A 15677-nucleotide genomic window follows, 5' to 3' on the forward strand; every position below is an offset into this window, starting at 1 on the left:
CTCCAGGCTCAGACGAATCAACTATTGCGCGATAATGGTTAATTTGCGTTTACCAAATGAAAAGAGCCCTCCCGCCGAAGACGAGAGGGCTCCCAATTCATTGATCCTGACGGGCGATTAGCCTGCGATGTCAGCCTCAGAGAAGAACTGGCGGATCTCGATCGCAGCGTTCTCTTCGCTGTCGGAGCCGTGAACCGAGTTCTCACCGATCGACTTTGCGTAGAGCTTGCGGATCGTGCCCTCTTCAGCGTCTGCCGGATTGGTTGCGCCCATGACATCGCGGTACGCTTTCACGGCGTTCTCACCTTCGAGAACCTGAACGACGACAGGACCGGAGGTCATGAAGTCAACGAGCTCACCAAAGAAAGGGCGTTCCTTGTGGACGTCGTAGAAGCGCTCAGCTTGCGCGCGGGTCATCTGGATGCGGCGCTGGCCGATGATGCGCAGGCCAGCCTTCTCGATAACCGCGTTGACGGCGCCGGTCAGGTTACGCTCGGTCGCGTCCGGCTTGATGATCGAAAATGTGCGTTGGATAGCCATGAATGGCTCCTTCAATAGTCTTGCTTTGGGTGAAACTCTCGCGCGGCCTATAGCGAGCAGGCCGCAGTCGGGCAACTCCTGCTGACAGACTGGGCTTCAGCCACTAGAGTCAGGCAGGATTGCCGCTTGAGAAGAGGACTACGGCCCATGACCGGTATTTTGAGATTGATGATCGCGCTGGCTGTACTGATTTCGGCAATCTACGCATTGATCTGGCTCTGGACCGGGACCATTCCGGCATATGGGGCGGAGATCATGGGGACACTCGGCATCCTCACTGTCGTCTCGCTCATCATCCTGCTGATTTCGAGGCCGAACAGCCCACCAAAGGCCTAGCCAGCCTCTTTCCAGCCGCCCTGCTCTGTCTGCTGGAAGTATCGTGTGGTGAGCCCTGCATCCGACGCCGCCTTGTACATCTTGCGCGCCTTGTTGCGCACGGGCGTGTCGCCATCGTCGAACATCACCATGCACCGCGTATAGGACGCATCCACCGGCATGTCGGCGCCGTCCATCAACAGCGCAACGGCAGCCTCGTTCAGGTTGTTGGGCTTCTCAGCGATCAAAACTGGCTGGCGCGCCGGATCCAGGCCTGCCGCTTCAGCCTGGCCATGCGGCAGAAAGCTCTGGTCATCATATGTCCACAGGGCTGCATCCAGCGCCCCGCGGCGACGGATGTCGGGGCTGACGGCGAGTACGCGCCAGCCCCGCTCCAGGCATTTCTCAAGGAGTGGGCCCGCCGCCTGCTCAAGCGTCGTCCGCTTGAGGTGGTAGAACCACCATTCAGGTTTGCTGGCCGTGTCCAAGTCTAGCCCTCGTAATTGTCGGCGATCCAACGATCGAGCAGGCGCGGGCCGTAGCCAGATGCCCAGCTCGGATCGAGCGGCGACTTCTCGGTCTCGACCCAGGCAACGCCTGCGATATCGAGGTGGGTCCAGGCCTGACCTTCATTGATGAAGCGCTTCAGGAACTGGGCCGCCGTGATGGAGCCAGCAGACTTGCCGCCAATATTCTTCATGTCGGCGAATTGCGACTTCAGCTGGCGGTCATATTCCGGACCGATCGGCAGACGCCAGACGCGCTCACCCTCGGCAAGGCCGGCTTTGGTCAGCTGGTCTGCCATCTCATCATTATCGGTGAAGAGACCGGCATGATGGTGGCCAAGCGAAATCACGATGGCGCCCGTGAGGGTCGCAAGGTCGACGATGGATTTCGGCTTGAACTCTTTCTGGGCGTACCAGAGCACGTCAGCAAGAACGAGACGTCCTTCGGCATCCGTGTTCTGAACTTCGATTGTCTGCCCGGAAGCCGAGGTGAGGATATCACCCGGGCGGATCGCGTTGCCATCCGGCATGTTTTCCACGAGGCCAACCAGACCCACGACGTTGGCTTTAGCCTTGCGCTTGGCGAGCGAAAGCATGGCGCCGGTGACGGCTGCTGCGCCGCCCATATCGCCGCGCATCGCTTCCATACCTGGGCCAGGCTTGAGGGAGATGCCGCCTGTGTCGAAGCAGACGCCCTTGCCGCAGAGGGCCACTGGTGCGTCACCGTCCTTGCCGCCCATCCACTTCATGATGGCGAGCTTGGATTCCTTTACAGAGCCCTGCCCGACGCCGAGCAGTGAACCCATGCCAAGGGCTTCCATTTCCTTTTCACCGAGCACCTGCACTTCGAGACCATGCTTCTCGAGTTCCTTGATGCGGTCGGCGAAGCTGGCCGGGTACAGGATGTTTGGCGGGAGGTTCATGAGGTCACGCGCCATGAAGGTGCCTTCGGCGGCAGCTTCGAGCGGTGCCCACTTGTCAGCGGCCGCCGAAGCGTCGCCGGTTACGAGCGTGAATGTCTCCAGGCTTGGCTTGTCGTCATCCTTCAGCTTCGTGAAGTAGTTGTCGAAGCGATAAGAAGCGAGCTTCGCGCCAATCGCGGCACGGGCGGCGAACTCAGCGTCATCAGCGTGGAGCCCGAGCGATTTGAAGCCGCTGCCAGCCTGGCTTTTGACGAGAAGCGCGCCGATCTTTTCCTGGGCGCGGGCATCGCGGCCCTCTGGCTTGCCGCCACCGATAAGAACGGCGCGGCGAGCGGATGCGCCTTTCGGCAGGACGACGACGGCCGTCTGGCCATGCTTGCCCGTGAAGCGGGTCTGGCCGAGCGCTTCGCTCAGAAGGCCACCGCTTGATTCGTCGAGCGACTTGGCCGCGCCGGGTAGACCGCCATCCTGATCGATTACGAATGCGACAATTTCGGTTTCTGCTTGTTCAGCAAATGTGATTTTCATGAATAAACTCCGTTTGACGCGAAAACTAAGCATCGACGCGCGCCAATCAACTCGCTAGGCAGTGCCACGCACACAAAAAACTGTATTCAAAGGCGCAATGAAACGCATTCAGAGCTATCTTTTCAGGCAAGTGTTTCGCTCTGTCTTGATCATTGTGGGCGGCCTGACCCTCCTGGCGATCCTGGCGCAAGGGCTGTCGCAGACGGACATCATCGTCGAAAACCGCCAGTCGGCCCTGACCTATTTCACCATCGTCGCGCTTGGCGCACCGCAGGTCATTGCGCTTCTTACACCGCTCGCTTTGTTTGTGGCGACCATCTGGTCTCTCAATAAACTGCACCGGGACAATGAGGTCGTCGTCGCAGGCGCCGCAGGCATGACGCGCTGGGATATCGCGTCGCCAATCCTGCGGCTCGCCGTGCTGGCCGCCATCGTCCATCTGGGCGTCAATCTCTGGGTCCAGCCCACTGCGCAGCGCCTGCTGCGAGAGACAGTTCAGGACGCACGCACGGATCTCGCGACATCTCTCGTTCGCCCCGGACAGTTCACGACCGCCGGCGAAGGCCTCACAGTCTTTGCCCGCGAGTCGCGCGGCGGCGACCTCATCGGCGTGCTCATCTCCGACAATCGCGAGACCGAAACTGATTCGCGGGACTATCTCGCCCAGCGCGGCCGCTTCGTCGAAGTCGACGGCGTGCCAAGCATCATCATGTGGGAAGGCCAGATTCATCAGATTGATGCAAATGGCGCCCTCTCGGTCCTGAACTTTGACCAGTCGACCTTCGACCTCACACCTTTTGTTGATGACAACGCCGCCGTCGTCCTCAAGGCGTCTGACCGCTATCTGCACGAGCTCCTCTACATCGACACGACCAGCTACCAGGAACTGCGCGATCAGGAAGCCTTCCTGTCTGAAGCCAATGCGCGGCTGACGACGCCTCTGGTCTCGATTGCGATGGCACTCATCGCCGTGATGGCGGTTCTTGGCGGAGACTTTAACCGCCGCGGCTATTCACGGCGCATTGCGTTCGCGACAGGCGGCGCGCTTTTGCTCGTGATCGTCCAGCTGGTTGTTCAATCGGCCAGCCGCAGCAGTATTGGTGCAAACGCCGCGCAATGGCTGGTGCCGATTGGTACCGTCCTGGTTCTCTCGCTCATTTTCTTCAAATGGCGACTTAATGTGCCCAAACGCGTCCTGGGGGCAGCCCGCTGATGTTCCTCACCCGCATCCAAAGATACATCATCTGGCAGCTGCTTAGCGGCCTCGCCCTCGTGCTGGCAGTTTTCACGGCCACCATCATGCTCGTCGACGTGGTCGAGCAGCTGCGAACGGTCGGCGGAGACGTTCAGCTTTCTCCACTGGAAGCTGTCGGTCTCTCCTTCATGAAGCTTCCTGGACTGATTGAGCAGACCCTACCCTTCGCAGTCCTTATTGCGGCCATGATCGCTTACAACCGGCTCAATACCCGCTCGGAGCTCGCCGTCATTCGCGCGAGCGGGCTGTCGGCATGGGAGTTTCTGGCCCCCGTCATGGTGCTGGCCGTTGCGCTGGGCCTCTTCTCGATGATGGTGCTCAATCCGCTCGGCGCACGCCTCTCCAGCCAGTTCGAGCAGTCTCGCAACTCAATCCTGATCACCGGCGGTGTGCGCATCGATTCCAGCCGTGAGGATGTCTGGCTCCGTCAGGGTGACGGCAACTCGCAGATCGTCATTAGCGCCCAATCCGTCGACGAGACCGGGCAGATCTTCCAGGATGTGAAGATGATCGAGGAAGGCCGCGTCTTTCAAGATGGCCGCCCCACAGATCGCTACGAATTTATCCGCCGCATCGATGCTGAGCGCGCACGCATCACTGACGGCTTCTGGCAGATCGAGAACCTCGTCGAGAACATTCCCGGCCGCTCACCAGAGCGGATGGACGCGCTGGCTATTCCGACCGATCTCGACCCTGACCGCTTGCTTGACCGGTTCACTTCGCCAAACACGATCGGCTTCTGGCGCCTGCCGGGCTTTATCCACCAGACCAGCCAGGCCGGCCTCGACTCATCACGCTTTCAGGTTCGTCTCTACGGACTGACGGCAATGCCGCTCTTCTTTGCCGCCATGGGGCTGATCGGCGCGCTCGTCTGCCTGCGTATGTCGCGACTTGGCGGGACGAGCCGGCTGGTGGCCACTGGCTCGCTTGCTGCAGCTGGTGTCTTTTTCATCATGCAGTTCTCCTCCAGTCTTGGCGCATCGGGTGCGCTGCCGCCGCTGATTGCGGCATGGGCACCTGCGGTCTTTGCGCTCTTTGCCAGCCTGGCTGTACTGGCATACCGCGAAGACGGCTGAGATTCGGCGGCCCGGTTGACACTGGCCGCCACCACCCACAAGTTCCGCCGCGCTCTGGAGGTCACCCTATATGAAAGTTGTCGTTGTCGAGTCGCCGGCGAAAGCGAAGACGATCAACAAGTATCTTGGCAAGGACTACAAGGTCCTCGCCTCGTACGGCCATGTCCGTGACCTTCCCTCCAAGGACGGCTCGGTCGATCCTGACAATGACTTTGAGATGGTCTGGCAGGCCGACTCCAAATCGGCGAGCCGCATTCGCGATATCGCCGAGGCGACCAAGTCCGCCGACAAGCTCATTCTCGCGACTGACCCTGATCGCGAAGGCGAAGCCATCAGCTGGCACCTTCTGGAAGCGCTGGAAAAGCGTAAGGCGCTGAAAGGCATTCCGGTCGAGCGCGTCGTCTTTAACGCGATCACCAAGAATGCAGTGACCACCGCGATGGAGCAGCCGCGTGAGATCGATCAGGAGCTAGTCGACGCCTATCTTGCCCGCCGCGCGCTCGATTACCTCGTCGGCTTCAATCTCTCTCCGGTTCTCTGGCGCAAGCTTCCAGGGTCTCGTTCTGCTGGCCGCGTCCAGTCCGTCGCCCTGCGCATCATTTGCCAGCGTGAGCTCGAGATCGAGACTTTCCAGCCTCAGGAATACTGGTCCATCGAAGCAGATCTTCGCGCAAAGGACGGGACGAGCTTCAAAGCCCGCCTGCATGCCCTCGATGGCGACAACCTCAAGAAGTTCTCACTTCCCGATGAGAAGAGCGCGACCGCTGCCCTCGAAGCGGTGAAAGTCGGCGGCTATACGGTCAGCTCGGTTGAATCGAAGCCGGTCAAACGCAACCCGCCGCCGCCCTTCATCACCTCGACCCTGCAGCAGGAAGCCTCCCGCAAGCTCGGCTTTACGGCCAAGCGGACCATGGGCGCGGCGCAGAAGCTCTACGAGGAAGGCCGCATCACCTATATGCGGACCGACGGCATCAACATGGCCGAAGAGGCCTACCATTCCTCGCGCAAGCAGATCGAAAGCGACTATGGCGCCCGATACCTGCCGGAAAAGCCGCGCCGCTATTCGTCCAAGGCCAAGAATGCGCAGGAAGCCCACGAGGCCATCCGCCCAACCGATTTCTCCATCCGCCCGGAAGAGTATCGAGGCGATGGCGACCTGAAAAAGCTTTACACGCTCATCTGGCGCCGCGCTGTCGCCTCACAGATGGAAGCGGCAATCTTTGAGCGCACCACGCTCGACTTCATGTCGAAAGATGGCCGCGCACAGCTTCGCGCAACCGGCCAGGTCGTCCAGTTTGACGGCTTCATCAAGCTCTACACTGAGGGCCGCGATGATGGCGACGAGGATGAAGATGCCGAAGGCCGCCTGCCGAAGATGAATGAGCGTGACCACGCCGACCTCATCGAAGCCAAATCTGACCAGCACTTCACCCAGCCGCCGCCGCGTTTCACTGAAGCTTCGCTCGTCAAGCGGCTGGAAGAGCTCGGCATCGGGCGTCCTTCGACCTATGCGTCCACCCTGTCGACGCTGGAAGACCGCGATTATGTGCGCCTTGAGAAGAAACAACTGATCCCTGAAGACAAGGGCCGTCTCGTCACCGCCTTCCTCGAAAACTTTTTCGCGCGCTACGTCGAGTACGACTTCACCGCAGAGCTTGAAGAACAGCTGGACGTCATTTCTGACGGCAAGCTCGACTGGAAAGCATTCCTGCGTGAGTTCTGGGTCCAGTTCCAGGCAGCGATCGCGGAGACGAAAGAGCTTCGCGTTTCAAACGTGCTGGACGCCTTGAATGAAGCACTCGGCCCTTACGTTTTCCCGAAGACGGACGAGAACGGCAATCCGAAAGAAAACCCGCGCGAATGTCCACTTTGCGGCGAAGGCGAACTGTCTCTAAAGCTTGGGCGCCACGGCGCTTTCGTCGGCTGTTCGCGCTATCCAGACTGCAAGTTCACCCGCCCCTTCTCTACCGATAGCGAGCAGGAGGGCGCCATCAATCCGGAAGGCGAAGAGCTCGGCCTGCATCCGGAAACTGGAGAGGCGGTCTTCCTCAAGACCGGCAGGTTTGGCCCCTATGTCGAAATGGCCGGCGGTGAGGACGACAAGCCCAAACGGACCAGCGTGCCGAAGGGTTGGGACGCCAAGGCACTGACACTGGATCAGGGCGTGAAGCTGCTTTCGCTGCCGCGCGATGTGGGGGAGCACCCTGATGATGGCGAGATGATCCGAGCCAATCTCGGCCGCTATGGTCCCTATGTGCAGCACCAGCGCACCTTCGCGAACGTGCAGACCATTGAGGAGCTGTTCGATATCGGCCTCAACCGCGCAGTGACGCTGATCGAAGACAAGAAAGCAAAACGCGGCGGTGGCCGCGGCGCGACCCCGCTCAAGGAGCTTGGCAAGCACCCGGCGGACGACGAACCGATCCACGTTTATGAGGGCCGCTACGGGCCTTATGTGAAGCACAAGAAGACGAACGCGACCCTGCCAAAGGACGTGACGCCAGATACGGTCACGCTGGAACAGGCCGTCGAGCTGATTGACGCGAAGGCGAAAAAGCCGGCCAAGAAAAAGGCCCCGGCGAAGAAGAAGCCTGCCGCCAAGAAAAAGCCCGCAGCGAAGAAGACGGCGAAGTCAAAGACAGACGACGCGTAAGCGGTTGAATCGCTTTACAATCTCTTCGGTCGAACCAGATGTAGGTCATTAGCTCAATTCTCGGTGCGGGCGCGAGCTCGCACCCGACAGACAGGATATTGAAGATGACCGAACCGAAACTGCAGGAAGAAGAAGCACGCCAGGGCGAAACCGGCAAAGGCGTGCGTTACGTGCTCATTATTTCCACCGTCGCCGCGGTGATCGCCCTTGGAGTGATCTTCGCCTTCGTCATCTGATTTCAGGCCGGCAGGCTGAATGAATACGGGCAAACCGCGCAGAATCCCTTATATGGGAGGCATGAGTTTTCCCGACAGAGAGACAGTTCTCCAATTCATCGCCGACAATCCTTCAGCCACCACGAAGCAGGAAATTGCGCGTGGGCTGAAGGTTAAAGGTCGTGAGCGCCAGACATTGCGTCAGGTCCTGAAAGGCCTTGAGAATGACGGCACGCTAGAGCGCACAGGCAAACGGGCCTGGGCCAAGACGGACACCCCGCCGCCGACAGGCGTCATCGTCTTCGAAGAGATCGACTCCGATGGCGAGTTGATCGGGCGCAGTGTCGGCCGCGATGGCGCGTTCGGCCCACCCATTCGCTATGCAGGCTATAGTGGCCGCACCAAGGGGCCTGCCCCGGGTGTCGGCGATAAAGGCCTTGCCCGCATCAATGAGGCGAATGGCGAGTATCACGCGAAGCTTCTGAAGCTGTTTGAGCAGCGCGACGAAGAAACCTCGCTCACCGGGCGCTTCGAGAAGACGCCGCGCGGCGGCCGCGTTGTTCCGGCGAGCCGCAAGGACAAGCGTACCTTCCTCATCGACGGCACGGACGCCAAGGGCGCCGAGGATGGCGACCTCGTCACAGCCATGCCGAAGCCTGGCAGACCAAACGGTCCAGCCTTCGGCGTCGTGACAGAGATCATCGGGCGCATGGACGATCCGCGCGCAGCGTCCCTGCTCGCGATCCATGGCCATGATATCCCGGTCGAATTTCCAAACGACGTCCTCAACGAAGCCCAGACGATCAAACCGCTGGACAGCCCACGCGAGGACCTGACCCACATCCCGCTGATCACGATCGACCCGCATGATGCGCGCGATCATGACGACGCGGTCTATGCCGAAAAGCTCAAAGATGGCTGGAAGGTCATCGTCGCGATTGCTGACGTCGCGGCCTATGTGAGGCCCGGTACCGCTCTCGACCGCGAAGCACAGAAGCGCGGTAACTCGACCTATTTCCCGGACCGGGTCGTGCCGATGCTGCCTTTTGAGCTTTCGGCTGACGCCTGTTCCCTCGTCGACAATCAGGACCGCCCCTGTATGGCGGTCGAAATGAAATTCGACAAATCAGGTACCAAACGCTCGCACCGCTTCATCCGCGGCACGATGCGCTCGCATGCCAAGCTTTCCTATGAGGAAGCGCAGGCCGCGATTGACGGAAAGAAAGGCGGCGAAGGCGAGAAGTGGCTGGAGCCGGTGCTGAAGCCACTCTGGGGCGCCTATGAGGCGCTTGGAGAGGCCCGAGCCCTGCGTGCGCCGCTTGCGCTCGACCTGCCTGAGAAACGCGTTGAGATCAGTGAGGACGGCAAGGTTGCCGGCATAATCGAGAAAGAACGCTTCGACGCGCATAAGCTGATCGAAGAATTCATGATCCAGGCCAACGTTGCGGCCGCAGAGACGCTGGAAAAGCTAGGCTCTCCCCTGCTCTACCGCGTTCACGATCAGCCTTCAGATTCAAAGCTCGCCGCCCTGTCTGACTTCCTTCAAACGCTGGATATCAAATGGCCACTCGGCGAGCGTCCGCAGACCCACCGCTTCAACCGGCTGCTGAACGATCATGCCGAAGGTGAGCATGCCGGCACGATCTCCGAGATCGTCCTGCGCTCTCAGGCACAGGCCGTCTACTCGCCGGAGAATAATGGGCACTTCGGTCTCAACCTGACAAAGTATGCTCACTTCACCTCGCCGATCCGCCGCTACAGCGATCTGATCGTTCACCGGGCGCTGATCTCGTCGCTCGGAATGGGTGAGGATGGCCTGACCAAGGAAATGGCGGCCTCGCTGGAGGATATTGCCAGCCACCTCGTCGCAACCGAGCGCCGCTCCATGGCGGCAGAGCGCGAAGCCACGGACCGTTATCTCGCCCTCTACCTCGCAGACAAGGTCGGCGCAGAATTCGAAGGCCGAATCACGGGAGTCACGCCTGCGGGCCTGTTCATCCGACTGGGCAGCACGGGCGCAGACGGCTTCTCGCCGATTTCGAAGCTCTCCGACGACTATTGGGTGCACGATGAAGGGGCGATGGCCCTCATCGCGCGCGGATCCGGCAAACGCTTCGAGATGGGTCAGGTCGTGACGGTAGAACTTGCTGAGGTGACGCCGCTACAAGGCGGCCTCCTGCTCAAGGTGCTGTCTCCTCCGCGTCCCAGAAAGCCCGGAGAAAAGCCGCCCTCCTCGCGCGGGGGCAGGTCTGGTCCGCCGGGCCGCTCGCGTGGCAAGATGTCCAAAGCGCGCAAAAAGACGCGACAGAAAGCCTCCCGTAAAAAGGGAGCCAAGGGAGGAAAGAGCTGATGGCCGGAAAACTCGGCACAGCCTTCGACAAGGAAGGGGACGGCGACGTCATCCAGACGGACCGTCCAACGCCCCGCCCCAAGGACGCCGCAACGCTCATTCTCGTGCGGCGCGATCAGGCACAGCCGCGACTGCTTATGGGCAAGCGCTCTGGCAAGCACACTTTCATGCCGGACAAATACGTCTTTCCGGGCGGCCGCGTGGATACCGCAGATGGGCGTGTCCCTTCGCTCAGCGAATTGCGGGAAACCGAACACCAGAAAGTGGCGCACAAGACGCGCCGTAAGCCACGCGCGTTTGGCCTGACCGCGATCCGCGAGACCTTTGAGGAGACCGGCCTGATCGTCGGGCGCGCCAGTGACTTTCCCGGCCAGCCTGCAAGCGACTGGCAGAAATACGCTGAACAAGGCGCAGCACCCTGTCTTCGGGGCTTTACCATGATCGGGCGCGCAATCACCCCGCCCTATCGGCCGAAACGCTTCGATGCGCGCTTCTTCATGGCAGAGGCCGAAGATGTCCTCATTGATGAGCGACCCGCTGTAGACGGTGCTGAGCTGCATGACCTTCAATGGGTGACCCTCTCGGATGCCCTTGCGCTCGATTTGCCGAACGTCACACGCTTCATGCTGGGTGAAATCGGTGAGCGCCTGAAGCAGAAGGATGTGAGCGAATTGCGCCCGCCATTCCTTCGCTGGACAGCCGGTGGCCACTCACAGGATCGTATCTGACGGAATGGGTGGCATAGCCTGCGGACAGGCGCTTGACTTTACACGGCCACCCCTCCATTAAGCGCCCTTCGATTTCTCAGAACACTCGCGAGAGCAACCGTCATGGCAAAGCCGACAACCATCAAGATTCGCCTGAACTCGACTGCCGGGACGGGTTTTTTCTACGTCACGAAAAAGAACCCGCGCAACATCACCGAGAAAATGGTGATGCGGAAGTACGATCCAGTTGCGAAGAAGCACGTCGAATTCAAGGAAGGCAAGATCAAGTAGGATCTTCCTGAAAGCGAATTCTGAACGAGCCGGGCCAAGCGTCCGGCTTTTTCTTTTTTGCGCTACGTAATTGCGCTTATGGACCCTCTGCCCGTCTCAGTTGTTATCTAACTAAAGACAGGAGGTGTCCTATGGCTCTCGAATTCAACAAGGTTGTCGCCGTCATCGACATCGATGACGATCTCGCACCGATGATCATGAAAACCGCTGCGTCGCTGACGGCCTCGTCTGGCGAGCTACATGCCATCGACTCAAACCCGTTCATCACGACCTTTGAGTCCCCCTATGCGGCGGGTGCGATCGAAGCTGATGCGAAAGCCCATCAGGCCGACGCAGACAGACGTCAGGAGGCGATGGAAGCCCTTACCGCCACACACTCTCCGAACGCAACCGTCGCTGTCCTCGACGGCGATCCATCACGTGATGCCGCAAGCTATGCGAAGAAGATCGATGCCGACTTGATCGTTATCGGATCGCATCAGAAGACATGGTGGAAGCGCCTGCTCTTGGGCTCAGAGAGCTCTGACATGCTTCGTGAAGCCCCTTGCGCAGTTTTTGTGGTGACAGAGGCCTATACGAAGCGCCTTGGCGCTTAACAGCGCTTCTGGCGCCGCAGCTTAGGCTGCGAGGCTCTTGACCTGGTTTCGGCCTGCCGATTTCGCCTTGTAGAGTGCGTCATCGGCGCGGCGAAGCATGTCCGCAATCGTATCTTCGTCGCCTTGGAACGTCGCGACGCCGGCACTCACAGTCACCTCGAGTGCACTCGAGCTGCGCGTACCACCATCAAATGTTTCGGCTGCAATTGCACGGCGGATACGTTCTGCAGCTGAACAGGCGAGATCACCGCCCGTCTCCGGCATTATGACGAGGAATTCCTCTCCGCCCGGACGGCAGACAATATCCTTCGGCCGGACGTTCGCCATGATACGCTCGGCAAACTCCTTCAGCACGCGGTCACCCGCTTCATGCCCGAAGACGTCATTCACTTTCTTGAAGTGGTCGATATCAACCGACACGACCGATAGCGGCGTACCGCCCATGGAAGACCGCTTCATCCAGAGGCTCAGCTGATTGTTCATATAGCGACGATTATAGAGACCGGTCAGCTGGTCGATGACCGAAAGTTCCAGACCCCGGTCAACACGGTTGCGCAGGATCTCGACATAACGCGACCGGCGCGTCTGCGTCCGGATGCGCGCGAGCAGCTCTTCCACAGCGAGTGGCTGCTGAATGACGTCGCTTGCGCCAAGCTCCAGCGCCCTGCCCGCCAGATCCAGATCGCGCTCGTCGACATTGACGATGATCGAAAGCGCGCGGGTCGCATCATTCGTTCGCAGGTGTGCGCAAAGGCGAAGCGGATCATAGGCCTGATTGCTGAGACCAAGCAGCACGATGTCGAGCTTCTCGTTCTGTGACTGCTTCAGGCTTTCGGCTTCTTCCAGCGTAAAGACGCGGTGGCCAGCCTTCTCGAGCGGCTCCCGCATGCGTTTCACATTGTAGGGGTTCGTATCGACCACCAGAATGTTGACGTGCCGGTTCAGGGTCGATGTCTCGTCTTCGCTGAACGCGCCAATCTTGACGCCGCTCGCCTCACGGTGGCGAAGCTCTGTCGTCACCGCATTATAGCGCAGCAACGCATTAAGCCGCGACATGAGGGCAAAATCATCCACCGGCTTGGTCAGGAAGTCGTCAGCCCCGGCGTCCAGCCCGCGCACGCGGTCAGCGGTCTCGCTCAGCGCCGTAAGCATTACGACTGGTATGTGCGCCGTTTCCGCTGATGCCTTCAGCTGACGGCAAACCTCATAGCCATCCATGCCCGGCATCATGACATCCAGCAGGATGATCTCCGGCGCAGAACTATGGGCCACCTCGAGCGCCTGCGGCCCATTCTCCGCCAACAGCACCGAATAATACTTTGCTTCCAGCTTTGCCTGCATCAGGCGCCGGTTCGCGAGTATATCGTCTACGACAAGGATACGTGCGCTCATGCCGCCTGCCTGTCTGAAATCAGACTATCAACTGTGGAACGGAATGAACGCATCTGGATTGGCTTGGAGAGGTAGGCCTCACAGCCTGCCTCCCGCACCAGCTTCTCATCAGCACGCATGGCGAAGGCCGTGACTGCGAGCACCGGAATGGAGGCGATTGTCTCGTCATCCTTGATCCAGCGGGTGATATCGAGGCCAGAAACGTCTGGCAGCTGGATATCCATGACGATCAGGGCGGGTTTGTGCTCACGGGCCAGCTCGACCGCGCGCGCGCCGTCGCGGCATTGCAGCGTGTCATACCCAAAGGCATCAAGCAGGTCACAGAACAGGCGCATGTTCAGTTCGTTGTCTTCAACAACGAGTACTTTTTTGCGTGCGCCGCTCATCATGTCCCCGTCTAGTCCCCCAAAACTGAATAATTCCTCAAGGGCATACCTACCCATAAGAGTCTTAATCTATGTTTTAATTCGTCGTGTGAACTTGCCTGACGAACAAGAACATGAGAAGAACATCCATGGCGTCGCTTTGCCGTGACTGTTCAGCAGTCCATTCCGAAAAAATCGTGAAGTGTCCGTCCTGTAGCAGCGACCGGATCATTTTCCATGACCGGTTGGATGAGCTTTGCGTCGCGCATATCGACTGCGACGCTTTCTACGCCGCTATAGAAAAAAGGGATAATCCGGAGATAAGGAATCGCCCCGTCATTGTCGGCGGCGGGCAGCGCGGCGTCGTCGCGACCTGCTGCTATATTGCCCGCCTCGACGGTGTCCGCTCGGCAATGCCAATGTTCAAGGCGCTCAAGGCCTGCCCGAATGCCGTCGTCGTTCGCCCTGACTTCCGTAAATATTCTGCCGTCTCGCGTGAGATCAGGCAGAAGCTCGAAGCCCTAAGCCCCATGGTACAGATGGTGAGCATTGATGAAGGCTATATCGACCTGTCAGGCACCAAGCGGCTTCACTCGCATTTGCCGGCCGCCCTGCTCGCTACGTTTGCCCGCGATATCGAACGGGACCTGAAGATCACTATCTCGATCGGCCTGTCGGAGAATCGCTTTCTCGCAAAGATGGCGAGCGAGATGGACAAGCCGCGCGGTTTCGCAGCCTTCTCCCGCTCTGACGCCAAAGGCGTTCTCGGCCCCATGCCAGTGAGCGCCATTCACGGGGTCGGACCGGCTTTTGCGTCACGTCTGTCGAAAGACGGCCTGAACCTGATCAGCGACGTTCAGCGCAAAGACCGCGCCGACATGATGCGCAAATATGGCGAAAGCGGCCAGCACCTTTGGGACCGGGCCCACGGCATAGACCATCGACGGGTTACCCCTGACCGCGAGAGGAAATCTGTCTCCTCAGAACGCACCTTCAATAGCGATATCTCTGACCCGCAGATCCTCGACGACCGCCTGTGGTCGGTCTGCGAGGAAACAGCGACCCGCGCCAAGGCTCACGGCGTGGCAGGCTATGTCGTGACACTGAAACTCAAGACCAAGACATTCCGCAGCCTGACGCGCAGCGTGACACTGTCGGAGCCGACGCAGCTTGCGCAGACGCTGTTCCGGGTCTCCCGCCCGCTGCTGCAGCGAGAGACTGCGGGAACGACGGCCTACCGGCTGATCGGCATCGGCATTTCTGATCTGCATCCTGCGGGCCACGACCAGGTTGATCTGGTCGACCCGGGCGTCGCCAAACGCGCCGCTGCAGAGCGCGCGATGGACAAGGCGCGCGGCAAATTCGGGGATCAGGCCGTGCAGACAGGACGCGCCATGCGGCTGGAGCGACGAAAAAACACGCCCGACTGAACCTCGCCTTGCCCGGTGCCAAGGCATATGTCTAAGAGGGTCACGCGTATCAACTACCGGAGTCGCCCATCCATGAGCACACCTGAAGCCCGCCTGATCAATCTCGGCATCACGCTACCAGAGCCCATGAAGGCGGTCGCCAACTATGTGCCCTTCGTCATCTCCGGCCAGCATCTCTTTGTCTCTGGTCAGGTTAGCTCCACCCCGGATGGCCTTGTAACCGGCCGTCTTGGAGAAACCATGGACCTGCCCGCCGGTCAGGAAGCCGCACGCCGCTGCGGCATCAACCTGCTGGCGCAATGCAAGGCTGCGCTGGGCGATTTGTCGAAGGTTTCCCGCGTGGTGAAGCTTGGCGGCTTCGTAAACTCGCACCCGCTCTTCACGGACATCCCGCAGGTTATCAATGGTTGCTCTGACCTCATGGTCGATGTGTTTGGTGACGCGGGGCGCCATGCGCGTTCTGCAGTGGCTTGTCCGACCCTGCCCCTCGGCGTTGCCGTGGAAATCGACGGGATTTTTGAAATTACAAACTGAG

Annotated in this window: 15 protein-coding genes; 10 read left to right on the forward strand and 5 right to left on the reverse strand. The window is 59.9% G+C overall.

Annotated features, from left to right (window positions below):
* Positions 1-117 precede the first annotated feature (117 nt).
* Positions 118-540 carry a nucleoside-diphosphate kinase gene (gene ndk / locus KUV46_14515; protein QYJ00530.1) on the reverse strand — a complete coding sequence of 141 codons (423 nt, stop codon included), beginning with the start codon at positions 538-540 and terminating at the stop codon, positions 118-120.
* Between the two features lie 147 nt (positions 541-687).
* On the opposite strand from ndk, the gene KUV46_14520 reads away from it, so the two are divergent.
* Positions 688-876 carry a hypothetical protein gene (locus KUV46_14520; GenBank protein QYJ00531.1) on the forward strand — a complete coding sequence of 63 codons (189 nt, stop codon included), beginning with the start codon at positions 688-690 and terminating at the stop codon, positions 874-876.
* Here the strand turns inward: KUV46_14520 and KUV46_14525 are convergent.
* Both KUV46_14525 and KUV46_14530 read right to left on the reverse strand, forming a co-directional pair.
* Positions 873-1343 carry a DNA polymerase III subunit chi gene (locus tag KUV46_14525; protein QYJ00532.1) on the reverse strand — a complete coding sequence of 157 codons (471 nt, stop codon included), beginning with the start codon at positions 1341-1343 and terminating at the stop codon, positions 873-875. The two genes, KUV46_14520 and KUV46_14525, sit on opposite strands and share 4 nt — an antisense overlap.
* Before the next feature lie 2 nt (positions 1344-1345).
* Complete coding sequence (locus KUV46_14530) at positions 1346-2812, reverse strand: leucyl aminopeptidase (protein QYJ00533.1); 1467 nt, start codon at positions 2810-2812, stop codon at positions 1346-1348.
* 97 nt (positions 2813-2909) lie between these two features.
* Between KUV46_14530 and KUV46_14535 the strand changes: the two genes are divergently transcribed.
* The 7 genes from KUV46_14535 (at position 2910) to KUV46_14565 (ending at position 11955) form a co-directional block, all read left to right on the forward strand.
* Positions 2910-4025: an LptF/LptG family permease gene (locus KUV46_14535; protein QYJ00534.1), complete on the forward strand. Its 1116-nt coding sequence runs from the start codon at positions 2910-2912 to the stop codon at positions 4023-4025.
* Complete coding sequence (gene lptG / locus KUV46_14540) at positions 4025-5143, forward strand: LPS export ABC transporter permease LptG (protein QYJ00535.1); 1119 nt, start codon at positions 4025-4027, stop codon at positions 5141-5143. Before KUV46_14535 ends, lptG begins: the two co-directional genes overlap by 1 nt.
* A gap of 70 nt (positions 5144-5213) precedes the next feature.
* Positions 5214-7796, forward strand: a complete 2583-nt coding sequence (topA, locus tag KUV46_14545) for a type I DNA topoisomerase (protein ID QYJ00536.1) — start codon at positions 5214-5216, stop codon at positions 7794-7796.
* Positions 7797-8093: 297 nt separating this feature from the next.
* Complete coding sequence (gene rnr, locus KUV46_14550) at positions 8094-10361, forward strand: ribonuclease R (protein QYJ00537.1); 2268 nt, start codon at positions 8094-8096, stop codon at positions 10359-10361.
* A complete protein-coding gene (locus KUV46_14555) occupies positions 10361-11089 on the forward strand; it encodes an NUDIX hydrolase (GenBank protein ID QYJ00538.1) in 729 nt (242 codons plus the stop codon). The genes rnr and KUV46_14555 overlap by 1 nt, the downstream gene beginning before the upstream one ends.
* Positions 11090-11191: 102 nt before the next feature.
* A complete protein-coding gene (gene rpmG / locus KUV46_14560) occupies positions 11192-11359 on the forward strand; it encodes a 50S ribosomal protein L33 (protein QYJ00539.1) in 168 nt (55 codons plus the stop codon).
* Between the two features lie 131 nt (positions 11360-11490).
* Positions 11491-11955, forward strand: a complete 465-nt coding sequence (locus KUV46_14565; GenBank protein QYJ00540.1) for a universal stress protein — start codon at positions 11491-11493, stop codon at positions 11953-11955.
* Between the two features lie 21 nt (positions 11956-11976).
* Here the strand turns inward: KUV46_14565 and KUV46_14570 are convergent, their stop codons facing one another.
* Both KUV46_14570 and KUV46_14575 read right to left on the reverse strand, forming a co-directional pair.
* Positions 11977-13347 carry a PleD family two-component system response regulator gene (locus KUV46_14570; protein ID QYJ00541.1) on the reverse strand — a complete coding sequence of 457 codons (1371 nt, stop codon included), beginning with the start codon at positions 13345-13347 and terminating at the stop codon, positions 11977-11979.
* Entirely contained in the window at positions 13344-13736 is a 393-nt protein-coding gene (locus KUV46_14575) for a response regulator (protein QYJ00542.1), read from the reverse strand. The genes KUV46_14570 and KUV46_14575 overlap by 4 nt, the downstream gene beginning before the upstream one ends.
* 125 nt (positions 13737-13861) lie before the next feature.
* Between KUV46_14575 and KUV46_14580 the strand changes: the two genes are divergently transcribed.
* Both KUV46_14580 and KUV46_14585 read left to right on the forward strand, forming a co-directional pair.
* Positions 13862-15142, forward strand: a complete 1281-nt coding sequence (locus KUV46_14580) for a DNA polymerase IV (GenBank protein ID QYJ00543.1) — start codon at positions 13862-13864, stop codon at positions 15140-15142.
* A 72-nt stretch (positions 15143-15214) separates the two neighbouring features.
* Positions 15215-15676: a RidA family protein gene (locus tag KUV46_14585; GenBank protein QYJ00544.1), complete on the forward strand. Its 462-nt coding sequence runs from the start codon at positions 15215-15217 to the stop codon at positions 15674-15676.
* Position 15677: the final 1 nt, after the last annotated feature.

Origin of the sequence: Thalassovita mediterranea (assembly GCA_019448215.1) — a bacterium.
Lineage (GTDB): Bacteria > Pseudomonadota > Alphaproteobacteria > Caulobacterales > Hyphomonadaceae > Henriciella.